Source organism: Hymenobacter sedentarius (genome assembly GCF_001507645.1).
GTDB lineage: Bacteria > Bacteroidota > Bacteroidia > Cytophagales > Hymenobacteraceae > Hymenobacter > Hymenobacter sedentarius.
Map to the genome: position 1 here is coordinate 3,009,718 of NZ_CP013909.1, position 15,330 is coordinate 3,025,047.

Here is a 15,330-nt window from a genome sequence, read left to right on the forward strand (position 1 = left end):
TACGCTGCATAACGTGCCTATTAAACTCGCGCATATTAAACTGATAAGCCTAAGCGGCCGCGTTTTGCACCGGCGCTTGCTTTTTCAAATAGGAAAACATGATGGGCACAAAGAACAGCGTGGTAACAGTTGCCAGCATGAGGCCCCCAATCACGGCGCGGCCCAGCGGCGCGTTTTGCTCGCCGCCTTCGCCCATGCCCAACGACATGGGCAGCAGGCCGATAATCATGGCCAGAGCCGTCATGAGCACGGGGCGCAGTCGGGTGAAGCCCACGTCGAGGGCGGCATCGCGCGGGGAGAGGTCGGGTTGCTCTTCGCGGCGCTCGTTGGCAAAAGTGACGAGTAGAATACTATTGGCCGTGGCCACGCCGATGCACATGATGGCGCCCATCAGGGCGGGCACGCTCAGGGTGGTTTGGGTCACAAACAGCATCCACAGGATGCCAGCAAGCGCGCCTGGTAGGGCCGTGATGATGATGAGCGGGTCGAGCCAGCTCTGGAAGTTGACCACCATCAGCAGGTAGACCAGGATGATGGCGCCGGCCAGCTCCAGGCCCAGCCCCGCAAACGAGGTGCGCATAGAATCGGCCTGGCCGCGCAGGGCCAGCGTGGTGCCTTTGGGCAGCTGCTTTTCTGTATCGGCCAGGATTTTGCGCACGTCTTTAGCCACACCCCCCAGGTCGCGGCCGCTCACGCTGGCGTAGAGGTCCACGGTGCGCTGGATGTTGTAGTCCGAGGCCACGGCCGTGGTGAGCGAGCGGCGCACCGTGGCGAAGTTGTTGAGCAGTTGGGCTCGGTTTTGGGTGGCGCTGGTGATGCCGATGCTGCCAATCTCATCAAGTGTGGAAAGGGCCCGCGGCGGCGTTTGCACGGCCACCGTGTAGTTGACGCCGGTGGTGGGGTTGAGCCACTGGTTGGGGTTGGTTTGGGTGCTGGAGGAGAGGCTCACCAGCACGTTGTTGGCAATGTCGCGCTGCGAAATGCCCGCTTGCTGGGCTCGCACGCGGTCGATGTCGACCCGCAGCTGGGGCTGGTCAAAGGCCTGGTAGATAAAGGCATCGACCACGCCGGGTACCTTGTTGATTTTGGTGCGCAGCTCGCCGGCAATGCGCTGGTTGGCAGCTTTGTCGCGGCCGATTACCTGAATGTCAATTGGGGCGGGTAGGCCGAAGTTCAGCGTCTGGTTTACGATGTCGGCCGGCTGGAAGAATATGGTGAGGTCGGGCTGCTCCTGGTGCAGGCGGCGGCGGATTTCGTTGATGTAGTCGGCCGTGGGGCCGTGGTCTTCCTTCATGCTCACCAGGATTTCGCCATCGCCGGCTCCGATGGTGGGGTTGTCGCTCAGCAGCAGGTTGATGGGGATGACGGGCAGGCCAATGTTATCGAGCACCAAGTCCAGCTCCTTGGCCGGAATCACGCTGCGAATCACGCTTTCTACCTGGCGGAAGCGGGCCTCCGTTTCTTCCACCCGCGTGCCGGTGGGCACCCGCACGTGCAGGCGCAGCTGGCCGGCATCCACCGTCGGGAAGAAGTTCTGGCCAATGAGCGGAAACAGCCCCAGCGACCCCACAAACAGCACCACAAAGGCCACAATGACCTTGGGCCGGTTGCTCAGAGCCCAGTCCAGCGCGCGGCCGTAGCCGGCCCGAAACTTCTCAAACCGGTGGTCGAAGGCTTCGTGTAGCTTCCAAACCCAGGTTTTGGTGATGGCCAGCCCGGCCGCGCGCTCCTCGTTGGTAATGGCTTCTTCGGCTTCTTCCTCGGGCGTGGCGCTAGGGTGGGCTTTCTCGAACTGCTCGTGCCGAATCAGCTCCAGGTCGCGCTCTATTTTGCTCACAGGCCGGCCGTTGCGCTGGTGCAGGCTGGGCAGGTCGGGCTCGGGCAGGGCGTGGTAGATGGGCAGCTCCTTGCGCAGCAGGTACATCACCAGCGTGGGCACCAGCGTCCGGCTCAGGACGTAGGACGCCAGCATGGCAAAAATCACGGCCGTGGCCAGCGGCGCGAAAATGGCCGAGGCCACCCCGCCCAGGAAAAACACCGGCACAAACACGATGCAAATGGAGAGCGTTGCCACCAGCGCGGGCGTCGCAATCTGCTGAGCCCCATCGAGAATGGAGCGTTTCAGCAGCTTTTTCATGCCCATGTTGCGGTGGATGTTCTCAATCTCCACCGTGGCATCATCCACCAGAATGCCCACCGCCAAACTCAAGCCGCCCAGGGTCATAATGTTCAGGGTCTGGCCCAGCATGTTCATCACGATGATGCTGACCAGAATAGACAGCGGAATGCTGGTGGCAATGATGAGCGTGGAACGCCACGAGCCCAGAAACAGCAGTATCATCAGGGCCGTGAGGGCAGCGGCAATGCAGGCCTCCACAATGACCCCCTTGATGCTGGCGCGCACGAAAAACGACTGGTCAAACAGCAGCTTGATGTTCAGGCCGGGCGGGGCGTTGGCCTGGATGTTGGGCAGCGCCTTTTTGATTTTGTCGATGATGTCCAGCGTGCTTGCCGATCCGCTTTTTAGGATGGGGATGATGGCGGTGCGGCGGCCGTTCTGCCGCACGATGTTGGTTTGCACGGCGGCGCCTTCGTGCACAAAGGCCACGTCGCGGATGTACACGGGCGTGCCGTCTACCGTCTTGATGGGCAGGTCGTTGAGGCTGGCAATGGCCTCGGGGCTGGAGTTGAGCTTCACGTCGTACTCCCGGTCGCCGAGCTTGGCCGAGCCGGCTGGGATAATGACGTTCTGGGAGATGAGCGTGGCCACCACGTCGTTGCCGCTCAGGCCTTTGCCCGCCAGCTTGTCGGGGTCGAGGTCGACCATGATTTGCTTGGGCTTGCCGCCGTTGGGCAGCAGCACCGAGGCTCCCTGCACCACGGCCAGCCCCGGCCGGATAAAGGCATTGGCGGCGTCAAAAAGGTCCGATTCGCCCAGGGTCTCGCTGCTGAGCGAGGTTTGCGCAATGGGCACATTGGAAGCCGAATAACGGATGATGAGCGGGGGCGAAATGCCCGGCGGCAGGATGCGCAGCAGCGTTTGGGTAATGGCCGTGAGCTGGGCCACGCCGGCATCGGGGTTGGAGCCGGGCTGGAAAAACACCTTAATCAAGCCCACGCCCTTAAGGCTTTGGCTTTCAATGTGCTCGATGTTGTTGACGGTAGTGGTGAAGGCGCGTTCGTTGGGAATCACGATGCGCTGGTTCATCTCCTCGGGCGAGATGCCGGCGTAGCCCCACACCACGCCCACCACGGGAATAGGAATATCGGGGAAGATGTCCACCGCCATCCGCTGAATGGTGAGCCCGCCGCCCACGAGGATTAGCAGCGCCATCACCACGAAGGTGTAGGGGCGCGCCAGTGCCAGCCTAACTATCCACATACCACGTTATCTGATGAGTTCTCCCAAGTCGGCTCGATTGCAAGGGGCTTTAACCATTTAGGGTGGCAAAGGTTGGCAAGGTAGGGGTAAATTTAACCCCTTCGGCAAAGGAACAGCTGCTAATATCAGCTATATGGGGTGATTTTATCGACGAGCCAGTGAAATAGTGCCGGTGTATTTTCTAAATGGCCGGAACCAGCGGCACCTGCTGCTTCTGGCGGTAGGCCATGCGGAGCAAGCTGGGCAGTACCACCAGCAACAGCGGCAAGGCCAGCAGCAATCCACCAATCACGGCAATGGCCAGCGGCTGGTGCAGCTGCGCGCCCGCCCCGATGCCCAGCGCCAGCGGCAGTAAGGCCGCGATGGCCGAAAAGGCCGTCATCAGCTTGGGCCGCAGGCGCGCCGCAATGGCATAGCCAATGGCCTGCTCCACGGGCGCCTCCGCCCGGGCCTCGTTGAACTGCTGAAAGGTGAAAATGGCATTCTCTCCAATGATGCCCACCACCATGATAAGGCCCGTATAGGAGCCCACGTTCAGCGGGGTATTGGTGAGGAATAAGGCTAAGCTGCCCCCGGCGGGCCCCAGGATGGCCACCAGCAAAATCAGCCCCGCCGCCTTCAGGTCCCGAAACAGGAACAGCCCCACCGCAAACACCAGCAGGCAGGCCGAACCCAGAATGGTGAGCAGCTCCTGAAACGACTGCTGCTGCTCGGCATAGGAGCCGCCGTACTGGATAAAGTAGCCGGGTGGCAGCGGCACTTGTTTTTCCAGTTTCTGGCGAATTTCGCTCATGGCACTGCCCAGGTCGCGGTTGTCGAGACGGGCCGTCACGGCCGTCATGGCCTGCAGGTTTTCGCGCTCCAGCTCGGCTTCGCTGGGCGTCACGCGTACGGTGGCTAGCTCATCGACGCGGCGGCGCTGGCCGTTGGGCAGAAACACCGGCTCGGCCCGCAGCTGCTCCAGTGTGGCCTGCGCGGCGTTGGGGTAGCGCAGGCGGATGTTAAGCAGCTGCTCGCCTTCGAGCACGCTGCCGGCCGTGGTGCCCACCAGCTGGGTCTGGAGCTGGGTCTGAAAATCGGTGGCCGTGAGGCCAAATTGAGCCAGGCGGCGCGGGTCGGGGCGCACGTCCACGCTCGGGCCCATGCGCACGATGCCGTTGAAGACGTCGGCCGTGCCGGCTACTTTTTCCACCACGGCCGTCACCTGGTCGGACAGGGCGTAGCGCTTGGCGGCGTCGGGCCCGAATACCTTGATTTCGATGGGCTGCACCGTGCTCATAAGGTCGCCGAGCATGTCGCCAATCACTTGGCCAAAGTCAATGGTAAGGGCCGGCTGGGTGGCCTCGACGCGTTGGCGAATGTCGGAAATGACCTCCTCGGTGGTGCGCTTGCGGTCCGCTTTGAGGCGGATGAGGTAGTCGCCGCTGTTGGGCTCGGTGATGAAAAAGCCCATCTGCGTGCCCGTGCGGCGGGAGTAGCTGGCCACTTCCGGCACCTTCACGATGAGCTTTTCGGCCTGGCGCAGCATGCGGTCGGTTTCTTCCAGGCCGGTGCCGGGGGGCGAGTGGTAGTCAAGCACGATGGCGCCCTCGTCCATCTCGGGCAGGAAACCGGTGGCCAGCCGCGGGATGATGAGCACCATCGAGCCGATGAGCACAACGATGCCGATGATGCTGTAGGCCGGGTGCCGGATGACGGCCCGCACCCACGGAATTTCGTGGTGGTTGGAGTCGGTTTTGGGCGAAAGGGCCGCGCCACCCTCGCCGCTCACTTGGTTAAAGGCATCATCGGCGTCGATATCATCCGGCGCCTCGGCCTTTTCGCCTTTCATTTTCCGGCTGAGCAGCAGATAGATGACCGGCAGCCCCAGCCAGGCTACAAAAAACGAGCATAACAGTGCCACCACCATGGTAGTGGCCAGCACCTTGAAATAGGCCCCGGCCACCCCGCCCAGCAGCGCAAAGGGCAGGAAAATCACAATGGTGCTCAAACTCGACCCAATTAGCGCGGGCAGCAGGTGCCCCACCGAGCGGCGCACCACTTCGCCCGCCGACTCATACGGATGGTCTTCGCGCACCCGGTGGAGCTGCTCCACCATCACCACGGCGTCGTCAATCATCAGGCCGATGGCGGCGGCGATGGCGCCCAGCGTCATGATGTTGAACGAATAGCCCAGCACGAAATACAGCACGGCCACCGTGAGGGCCAGCGCCACCGGAATGGCGCCCAGAATGGTGAGCGTGGCCTTCACCGAGCGCAGAAACAGCGCCGTGACCACCAGGGCCAGGGCCAGGCCAATCCACAGCGCATCCTGCACGGAGCGCACCACCTCGGCCACAAAATCGGCCTGGTCGTAGTAAGGGGCCAGCTTAACGCCGCTCGGCAGGCCCGCCCGCAGGGCCGCTACCTTGGCCCTCACCCCATCCGACACCAGCACCACGTTGGCATCGGGCTGGCGCAGGATGGAAATCAGTACCGCGTCGGATCCGTTGGCGTTGATGCGGATGTACTCCTGCTGCTCGCCCAGGTTCACGGTGGCCACGTCGGTGAGGCGCACGATGCGGCGGCCGTCGTTGCGCAGCACAATGTTTTCCAGGTCTTCTTTCTGCAGGATGGTGGCATCCGTCACGGTCAGGTACAGGCGGCGGTAGTCGCTGAGGTAGCCGTTGCTCTGCACGAAATTGGTGGCGGTGAGGGCCTTCGTAATTTCGTCGGGGCCCAGGCCGAGGGCCGCCATCTGGTCGGGCAGCAGCTGCACCTGGTATTCTTTGGTGCGCCCACCCTGAATCTGCACCGACGACACCCCATCGACCTGCGACAAAAACGGCTTGATGGTGTACAGCGCGAGCTTGCGCAGCTCCAGCGCCGACTTGCCCGGGGCTTCCAGGGTGTAACCCATCACCGGCAGAATGGCCGGGTTCATGCGCTCGACGGTGATTTGCACCGTGGGCGGCAGGTCGGCCCGAATCTGGTTCAGGCGCGATTCAATCAGCGTTTGGCTGGTGGCCACATTGGCGCTCCAGTCAAGGTAGGCCGAGATTTCGCAGCTGCCCCGACTGGTGGTCGAGCGCAGCAGCTTCAGGCCCGGCACCCGCTTCATGGCGTCTTCCATGGGCTTGGTCACGGTCACCATCATGCGGTCGACGGGTTGCAGCCCGTTTTCGGCAATGACCTTCACCTTCGGAAACGTGACTTCCGGAAACAAAGCCACGTTGATGCGGCGGTACGCCACCGTTCCCAAGGCCAGGGCCAGCACCAGCAGCACCGTTATCGGCGCTTTGTAAGCTTGAAAAGGGGAGGTGCGGGGCATAAAGGGTATTGCTTTAGTAGTGCGGCATGCGGAGAATCTAGCTCGCGCCGTCTGTCATGCAGAGCGCAGCGAACCGGAGGTCGGCGTAGCCAAGCATCTTCTCACGCTCTAACGATTGGTTCTGACCTGATAAGATGCTTGGCTACGCCGACCTCCGGTTCGCTGCGCTCTGCATGACAGGAGGCGCGAGCTTCTTCAGTTTCGCTCGGCATTCCGTTATAACATCACAATTATTCACCGTGTCACCTTTACCGCTGCAGTATCGCCTAGCCCAAAATTTCCGCTCAGCAAAATCTTGTCTTTTGCCGAAAAGCTGGGGGCTTTGATTTCAATATTGTCCTTGTCCTGCGTGCCAACAGTCACGGGGACTTTCACGGCGGTGGTGTCGTTGAGCAAGCGCATCACCCAAAACTGGGTTTGGGTTTCGTCGGTGAGCACGGCGGTGCGCGGCAGCGTGCTGGCCCGGCGTGGTTCGGTGCGGTTTAGCTCAATTTGCACGGCCAGGTTTTCGGGGAGCTCCGGGATGGGGCCGATGGGCCGCACGGTGTAGCGCTGGGTTTGGGTGCTTACGTCGGCGGTGGGCAGCACTTCAGCCACGCGGCCGGGCAGCGCCCGGCCATCGGGCAGCAGGATGCGGCAGGCCTGGCCGGGGTGCACAAAGCGCAGCTGCGTCACGGGCACGTCGAGGATGAAGCCGAAGCGGCTTTTGTCGTAGGTCACGCCCAGCTGCTCGCCGTCCTGCACATAGTCACCCGGCAGCTTGTCTACGGAAGCCAGCACGCCGTTGCGGGCCGTTTTTATCTGAATGATGCCACTGAACTTGAGCCGCGGGTCACCGGTGAGCTTGTCCAGGTGCAGCACTTTCGACTCCTTGGTTTGGATGGTGAACACCGTTTGGCCGGCGCGCACCTGCTGGCCCACCACCGGCGCCGGGGGCAGCACGTAGCCGGTGGTGGTGGCCCGCAGCGCATCCTTGGCCGGAAACGCCGACACCGCGTTGAGGCGCAGCACGTCCGTGAGCGTATCGGTTTGCACCGTGCCCACCGTCACCAGGGCGCGGGGTTTTACCGCTTCTTCCTCGCCATTAGCATCCTCGCCCGCTGCCGGGTCTTGGGCTCCACAAGCCACCAGGGCGGGCAGGAGGAGAAATAAAGGCAGCCGGTGAAAATTCATAAAATTAAAAAGTATGGGGTTGGTGACCTTTCAGTTGAGCTAAATAGGAGGAGCCTAACGATGGCAGCTGGTGAATAGTTAGCTCAACTTAAGGTTCACGGTGCATCGGTCTTACTCAGCCAGATAGTCTAACGCAAAACGGCTGCGCAGTCGGTCAATTTCGGCCTGGGTGAGGCTGAACTGCAGGGTGCGGTAGCTGGTCACCAGGTTGAGGTAATCGAGAATGGCCACATCGCCGGTGGCCAGCTGCTGGCGGGCGGCCCCCACCAGCGCCTCGGCCACGCGCACCTGCTCCCGAATGCGCGCCAGCAGCGCATCCGAATCCCGAATCAGGCCTTCGAGCTGGTCGTATTGCTGCCGCCGCTGCACCGTGAGAAACTGCCGGTAGCCGCGCCGCGACTGCTCGCTCAGCTCCAGGCGCTGGTATTGGAGTTGGCGCTGGTGGCCGTCGTATATCGGCACCGCCAGCTGCAGCCCGCCCCCAAAGCCCACGCTGTGCGCCAAGGCCATGGGCAGGTACGACGAGGATTGCAAGCCCGCGTCGAGCACGGCATTCACCTTGGGCCGGTAGGCGGCGTCCACGGCTTGGCGGTCGAGCAGCAGGCGCAGGCTGTCGAGCGTATACTGGCGCTGGCTCGGCGCCGTGAGGCCGGCCAGGGGGCGGTGCGAGGGTGGGGAAGGAGTCTCCAGCGCCACCAGGGCCGTGTCGGCCACGCCCGCCAGAAAGCGCAGCGTGCCCAGCTCGCGGCGGTAGGCCAGCCGGTCCTGCTCCACGGTCACTTCCTGGGTGCGCACCGAGAGGTAAAAGGTCAGGTATTGGGTTTGCTTGAAAATGCCGGCGTCGACCAGCTTGCGCAGCTGGGCATCCTGCTGGCGCAGCTGGCCCAGCAGCGAGCGGCTGAAGGTGAGCTGCCTTTCGGCGGCGTAGGCCGTCAGAAACTGGTCGGTAATGCTGCGGCGCAGGTCCAGGGCCGTGAGGCGGCCGGTGTTGCGCAGCACCTGGCCCTGGCTGGCCAGGATGCGGTAGTCGTTTTGGAGCTGAAACCGGTTCAGGATGGGCTTGGTGGCCTGGGCCAGGGCCGCGTAGTTGCCGCCGTTGGTCACGGCGTTGTCGTAGCCCAGCACGCTTTCGCCTTTGCTGTTCGTGACCGACGGATAGTACAGCGCCGAGCCAATGCCACCAATCTGCACGCCATTTTGCCGAGCCCGCACCAGGCTATCGAGGCTGTTCTGGCGCACCTGGTTGGCGGTAGCGCGCAGCAGGGGGCTGTTTTGGCGGGCTATACCTAGGAAGTCATCGAGCCGGCGCGGGCTGGCCGGGGCGGGCGCCACAGCGGGCTGCGGGGTCAGGGTGGCGCGTCCTGGTACCTGGGCACCTGCCCCACCCGCCAGCAGCCACAGGCTGCCGAGCGCCAGTCCGCGTTGCGCCCAGCGCTCTCCTCTACTCAAGAACCAAATACAGAAATACACAACCGGCATTAGCGCAAAACTGTAATTCGAAAGATGAAGAAAGCCGGAATAGGTAAACGTTTGCTGCCGCATACGCAAACCCCGGCCTTCACAGCCGAAAGCCACTACAGGAGCTGAATTATCAGCCGCACTTTCCGTGCCGGGCACCCACTTATTCTACGTCGCTGGCCTATTCTTCAGTCGCTGGAGCCGCGTTTGCCCGTATGATTTGCCCAAAAAACACGCTGTTCAAAAAGAGCTTGTTCGTTCCGTACCAAAACGCCCGGAAGTTCGGGTTGTCGACCAGCGAAATGATGCGGCCGGCGCCCACGTCGGCCACGTCGGCGGCGGCTGTGCTGCGCAGTTTTAGCTCGTTGGGCTTGGAGATAAACCCGCTGGCCAGGGGCTTGGCCGTGTACATGAGCGGGTTGGCATACGGGCTGGCCGAGCGCTCCATAAACACCGTGTGGTCGCGAAAGAGGTACACATCGGGGCTGTCGTAGCCGTAGCCCAGCGGGTGCGTCAGGTCGAGGCGGGCGTGGAAAATAGCGCCGGTGATTTCCTGGGCGCTGGCGGTGTTGCGCATGCCCACGTAGGGGCGCTGCGGCAGGGCGCCGGTGCGCGGGGCGGCGGGCGGCACCGCGCCGGCCCGGTCTCTGGCGCCGGGCGCGGTAGCCAGAGCGGGAGTGGCCGGCGCAGTTGGGCTGGGCGCGGCCGGGCCAGACGCCGTTTCCGGGGCTGTGGGCGTGGGGCCACTGGCCTTGAACTTGGTCGCCGACAGGCCGTTATTTGCCAGCCATTTGGCTCCCTTGCCCATGGCCAGCAGCGTGTTGCCGCGCTGCACCCAGGCCCGCAGCTTTTCGCGCGCCGCCACGGGGATGCCATTGTACGTACCATCCGAGGCCACGATGACGGTGTAGCGGTCCAGGTTCACCCGGTCCAGGCTTTCGGGGGCCACCAGGCTCGGCGTCATGCCGAAACGCTGGTCGAGCAGGTGCCAGGCCTCGCCTACGTCCGTGGGGCTTACGCCGGGCCCGGCCAGCAGCATGATTTCGGGCTTTTTCAGGGTCACAAAGTTCACGCTGCCTAGCTTCAGGCCCTGGGCAGAAAGGCCGGTGGTAATGCCCACTACCTCAAGGCCATTGGCCGCGGCCACTTGCTGCATAAGAGCAAATACCGTGTCTGCGGGCACGGTTTGCACGCCCACCGGCACCATGATGGTGCCGTAGTCCATCTTCCGCTCGCCAATGGAGAAGGGCTCGGTGGCCACTTTCACCACCAGCTTGCGCGCCAGCAGCGTGTTGAGCGCCCGCGGTGCGTAATAGCCGTGCCAGCTGAAGGCGTAGGCATAAGCGGTTTTGTCCCCGGTTACTTTGCCCACCGGAAAGCTTACGCTGTCGAGGCGCTGGCCGAGCAAGCCGCCTTTGGGGAGCTTGGTCACCGAGGCCATGTCGAGGCCGAAGGCGCGGGGCAGTGTCCAGGCCGAGATGTCGTAGAAGATGCTGTCTTTAAACGTGCTACGCTCCTCAAACATGGCCTGAATCAGCCGGAACTGGGGCTGGTCGGTGGGCACCACGTACGTATCGGCGGGGTTGAAGGTGCGGCCGTTGAGCTGAAGGGTACTTTTGGGCCGGTACACCGCAATCTGGTGCTGGCGGATGATGCGGGCCAGCTCGTAGGAGCGGGCCGGGTCTTGCTCGGCGCCAAACACATAGGCGCGCACGCCCTGGCCGCTGGCTTCCTTGGCGGCTTTTTGGTAGAAGTCGCGCTGGTAGTTCAGCAGGTCGACCCGCAGCGCCTGCATGGCTTCGATGGACGACAGGGTAGTAGTGACCTGGTTGCGGATGGTGAAGGGAAAACGCACGACGCCATTGGCGCCTTCCTGGGCATGGCCGCGCGAGCTGGCCTGCTCAAAGAGGATGCCCACCGCGCCGTTCACGTCGGGGTACGTCGAGCCCTTGCCGTAGTAGAAGTCGTCGTAGTTCTCCTCCGTGAAATAGAGCGAGCCAATCTTGTCCAACGCCTTCGCGTGGAAGGCGCCGATTTTCTGGGTTAGCTCAAAGTTGCGGTCGGGCGTGAGGGGGTGCTTGCGCGAGACCACACCGGGCTGGAAAAAGAACGTGGAATTGGTGCCCATTTCATGGTGGTCGGTGAGTAGGTTGGGCTTCCATTCGTGGAATTGCTTGAGGCGGCCGCGCGACTCCGGGTGCTGCAGCGGCAGCCAGTCGCGGTTCAAATCAAACCAGTAGTGGTTGAAGCGGCCGCCGGGCCAGGCTTCGTTCTGCTCCACGTTGGCCGGGTCGGTGACCAGGTTTTTGCTGCGGCGCGAATTCACCCAGCTCGAGAAGCGCGTCATGCCGTCGGGGTTGATGCTGGGGTCGACCAGCACCACGGTGTTGCGCAGCACCTCGTCGATGGCCGGGCCCTGCGCCGCGGCCAGGTAATACACCGCCAGCAGCGAGGCGTTGGTGCCGCTGGGCTCGTTGCCGTGCACGCTGTAGCCCATCCAGAGCACGGCCGGCATCTTGCTCACGTCCAGCTTGCCCGACTCGGCGGGGTCGGTCAGCTTGTGGTGGTCGGCTTTGATTTGGGCGATGTTGCGCTGGTTTTCCGGCGAGGTAATGGTGAGCAGGAGCAGGGGCCGGTTTTCGTGGGTGCGGGCATATTCCGTGATGGTCACCCGGTCGGAGGCCGCGTCCACGGCCCGCATGTACATCAGCAGCTGGTCGTGGCTCGCGTGCCATTCGCCCACCTCGTAGCCCAGCACCGCGGCCGGCGTTGGGATGGCCGGGTTGTAGGTCACGTTCTGGGGCAGGTAGTAGGCGAGGTTGGATTTGGTTTGGGCCTGCGCCCCAACCGTTATCAGCGCCGCCAGCAGCAAAGCGTAGTATTTTCTCATATATAATGGTGGAAGAGAAGTGTTGAAGGAAAAATCAGGCCTCGATGAAGCAACTAATGGATTGCTTTTTATTGGCACCCGCAACTTACCACAACACTAGCTTAAAAGCATATGCGGGAAGCTGTAGCAGGGCTGCTCAAGCAAGGGCAGCTGCTTCCCTGTGGCGACCCAGTCGGCGGGAAAAAGCCTTTAAAACAAGTCTGTAGCCCAAAAATTCATCCTAATAAGCGCTGCAAAGCAGCAGCACAATTATGAAGAAATGAGGAAGAGCTTTATTCTGGGCGCATGCCCCGGTCAGAATGGCTTGCAGATAAAGCCCGTTCTTTGCTGACAAACGCAAAGTTGCCACGCTTTATGTGCCATGGCGGGCCGTAGGTAATTGAAATGTGACATGCCTAATGCGCTCAAAACAGCCCGCCACGCAGCTTTGCACCCGGATTGTCGTATACTCCCTGCTGCCCGGCTTATTCCGCGGTTCGGCCCCGTTATTCAGTACTCTTATTCTATGTCAATGCGCACCCTTGGGGCGATGGGCGCGGCCTGCCTCATGCTGGCACTAAGCCTGCCCGGCCGGGCTCAGCAGTCCCGCAACAACGACGGCTTCCTGCGCCGAAACGGCCAGATGGAAGTGGTCCGAAACGGCCAGCCCCGGCCCATGACCCGTGATGCCCACCTGCCTACCGGCGCTGTGATTACCAAAGACGGCTTCATCGTGAGCCCCGACGGCCAGCGCACCGAGCTGCGCGACGGCCAGGGCTGCGACCTGCGGGGCCGCCCCGTAAAAGTGCTCACCACGGCCAGCGGAACCTTGGCGCTGGGGGCTCCTGTGCGGGAGGCCGCACCCCAGGCCACCCCCGAAGAACCACCCACCCGGTCCGTACTGCAAGCAATTTTCGGCGAAAGGGCCGATGATGAGGACAACGACGAGGACGAAGGCAAGGGCAAATACAAAGTGAAGAAAGCGAAAAAGCACCACGGCAAAGGCAAGGGCAAAGGCCACGGCCGCTGGAAAGGCGAGGACGATTAGCAACCCGGTTCGTATCTGCCACCAAACCCCGGCGCCCTGGCACATCAGAGGCGCCCAAAGTCCGGAAACCAGCCCAAGCTCTTAGCGCCCGGTTTCTTTAGTTAATCATGTATGCTTTACCGTTGCCTTTCTGCTCCTTTTTCTGACCCTGCTCGCCAGCGCCTTTTCGATGCGGCGGCCGGAGCCCTGCAGGCAGAAAGCGCCGGTCCCGATTCGCTGTTGTTGGGCAACCTAGCCGTGGCTAATGCCGAAAGTGGCCCGCTCGACGCGGTGGTGATGCGGCCCCACGGCATTACGCTGCTGGTATTTGTGCCCCGGGGCGGGCGGCTTAGCATTCCGGCGCTCGGGTATGGCTCGTGGCTGCTCGATGGCGCACCGCTGGCTTGTGGTGGCGAGTTTGACAACCCGTTTGAGCAGTTCATTCAGCAACGCATGGCGCTGGAAACATGGCTGAGTTCGCGCCTGAGCCCCGAGCAGGCCAACCTGCGCTTTATCAGCGGCATTGTGGTGTTTGGCGGCCCGGTCACTTTTGGGCCCGATGTGGAGCCGTCGCTCAACAGCGCCGCGGCCAACGGCTTCCAGCTCCTGACCAACCCCGCCGAGCTGCCCCGCCGCCTGCGCCAGCTCGCCAGCCCCGAAATTGACCTGAGCGAGGAAGACCTGGCCGAGTGGGCCGCCACCCTGGCGCCAGCCCACCCACCAATCGAAAACGCCTTTGCCCACCCGGCTAGCCAAGAGAAGGAGCTAGAAGAGGCGCATGATGAAGAAATTGAGCCAGCCGGCCAGCCCGAACCCCAGCTTACGGATAGCAGCAAGCCAGCTAATTTTCTAAGTCAGAAAGCCCGGGAACTGTGGGGCTGGCTTGGGGCCAACGACATCCCCGACGACGTACCCTATGGGTACAGCTCCGATGCCTTGGCGGCGCGCAGCGAGGAAAAGGAGCGCCTCGAGCAAATCCGCCTGCAAATGCAAGCCGACGTGGCTGCCCAGCTGCAAGCCATGGAAGCCCGTGAAACCGAGCGGGAGCGCAGCATTGCCCAGCTCCGAACGGCACTGGCCCAGGCTCCCGCCGTGGCCCCCGAAGCGGAGGCACTTGAAGCCCGCCTGGCCGCCGAGAACCGCGAAAAAGCCGCCATGGAAGCGGCCATGCAGGCTTCGCGCGCCGAATCGGCCTCCCGCAACCAGGAACTCGACGCCAAGATTCAGCAGCTCAGCCAGCTCATTGAGCGCCTGAGCGCGCAGCCGGCTGCGGAGCCGGCCAGCCCCCCGCCACCTACAGCTGCCGGCCCACCAGCGGCGGCCGCAGCCATGGTGCCGCCCAAACCCCGCGGTATTAATCTGTCGGCATTGCGGCCCGCCCTTGTGGCTACCGCCAGCCCGTGGTTCCGGCAGCTGCGGGTGTGGCGTCGGCGCCTGCCGCGGCTCACGGTGGTGGCCGGGGTGGTCGCCATCGGCGGGGTTGGGGTGTGGGGACTGAGCCACGTGGGCAGTACCCCGCCGGTGCCCTACCAGGAAAATGGCAAGTGGGGCTTTGCCGATGGCAAGGGCCAGCCCGTGATTCCAGCCCAATTCACGTCGGCAAGTCCGTTTCAGGGGGGCCGGGCGGTGGTGGCCCGCGACCATTCCTATGGGTTTGTGGACGAAGCGGGCAAAGAAGTGGTGCCTCCGGCCTACGATGCCCTTAATGCCTACGCCGGTGGCTATGCCCGGGCCCGTGTCGGCGATGCCTACACCTTTATCGATGAGGACGGGGAGGAGTTTGGCAACTATTATTTCAACGCCCGGGACTTTGCCGGGGGCCGTGCCGCCGTGCTCGACCATCGCGGCTGGTACTACATCACGGGCCCCACCGAGCCCACCAAGCCCGTTATTTTCCTCGAGGCGCATTCCTTCGCCGACGGCTTGGCGCGGGTGAAACTCCCCGACGGCTACACCTTCATCACCCCCGATTACCTGGACGACCCCAGCGAAGGCACGGCTCCCTTTGGGCGCTACGAGCAGGCCGCCGACTTTGTCGATGGCCAAGCCCGCGTCACCCAGAAGGGCCGGAGCTTTCTAATAGACCGGCGCGGGGAAGAAGTCAAGTAGCG

7 protein-coding genes are annotated in these 15,330 nt (G+C 62.9%); 2 read left to right on the plus strand and 5 right to left on the minus strand.

Features of this window, described 5'->3' with window-relative positions; translation table 11 throughout:
* Positions 1-49: 49 nt before the first annotated feature.
* From AUC43_RS12380 to AUC43_RS12400, 5 genes are all read right to left on the minus strand, one after another.
* A complete protein-coding gene (locus AUC43_RS12380) occupies positions 50-3,382 on the minus strand; it encodes an efflux RND transporter permease subunit (RefSeq protein WP_068193921.1) in 3,333 nt (1,110 codons plus the stop codon).
* Between the two features lie 181 nt (positions 3,383-3,563).
* Positions 3,564-6,692, minus strand: coding sequence for an efflux RND transporter permease subunit (locus tag AUC43_RS12385; RefSeq protein ID WP_068193924.1), 3,129 nt, complete (start codon positions 6,690-6,692; stop codon positions 3,564-3,566).
* A gap of 234 nt (positions 6,693-6,926) precedes the next feature.
* Positions 6,927-7,865: an efflux RND transporter periplasmic adaptor subunit gene (locus tag AUC43_RS12390; RefSeq protein WP_068193928.1), complete on the minus strand. Its 939-nt coding sequence runs from the start codon at positions 7,863-7,865 to the stop codon at positions 6,927-6,929.
* A 111-nt stretch (positions 7,866-7,976) separates the two neighbouring features.
* On the minus strand, positions 7,977-9,314 hold the full coding sequence (locus AUC43_RS12395) for a TolC family protein (RefSeq protein WP_199243441.1): 1,338 nt from the start codon (positions 9,312-9,314) through the stop codon (positions 7,977-7,979).
* 190 nt (positions 9,315-9,504) lie between these two features.
* A complete protein-coding gene (locus AUC43_RS12400; RefSeq protein ID WP_068193934.1) occupies positions 9,505-12,213 on the minus strand; it encodes a M14 family metallopeptidase in 2,709 nt (902 codons plus the stop codon).
* Between the two features lie 505 nt (positions 12,214-12,718).
* Here AUC43_RS12400 and AUC43_RS12405 point away from each other — a divergent pair.
* Together AUC43_RS12405 and AUC43_RS12410 are read left to right on the plus strand one after the other, a co-directional pair.
* On the plus strand, positions 12,719-13,240 hold the full coding sequence (locus tag AUC43_RS12405) for a DUF6799 domain-containing protein (protein WP_157781056.1): 522 nt from the start codon (positions 12,719-12,721) through the stop codon (positions 13,238-13,240).
* Between the two features lie 111 nt (positions 13,241-13,351).
* The gene (locus AUC43_RS12410) at positions 13,352-15,328 is read left to right on the plus strand and encodes a WG repeat-containing protein (protein WP_082685071.1); all 1,977 of its coding nucleotides are present in this window, start codon (positions 13,352-13,354) and stop codon (positions 15,326-15,328) included.
* Positions 15,329-15,330 lie beyond the last annotated feature (2 nt).

Bases quoted from the DNA above. Each gene is read 5' to 3' on its own strand.
- AUC43_RS12380 (WP_068193921.1), bottom strand. From the start codon at position 3,382: ATGTGGATAGTTAGGCTGGCACTGGCGCGCCCCTACACCTTCGTGGTG.
- AUC43_RS12385 (WP_068193924.1), bottom strand. From the start codon at position 6,692: ATGCCCCGCACCTCCCCTTTTCAAGCTTACAAAGCGCCGATAACGGTG.
- AUC43_RS12390 (WP_068193928.1), bottom strand. From the start codon at position 7,865: ATGAATTTTCACCGGCTGCCTTTATTTCTCCTCCTGCCCGCCCTGGTG.
- AUC43_RS12400 (WP_068193934.1), bottom strand. From the start codon at position 12,213: ATGAGAAAATACTACGCTTTGCTGCTGGCGGCGCTGATAACGGTTGGG.
- AUC43_RS12405 (WP_157781056.1), top strand. From the start codon at position 12,719: ATGTCAATGCGCACCCTTGGGGCGATGGGCGCGGCCTGCCTCATGCTG.
- AUC43_RS12410 (WP_082685071.1), top strand. From the start codon at position 13,352: ATGCTTTACCGTTGCCTTTCTGCTCCTTTTTCTGACCCTGCTCGCCAG.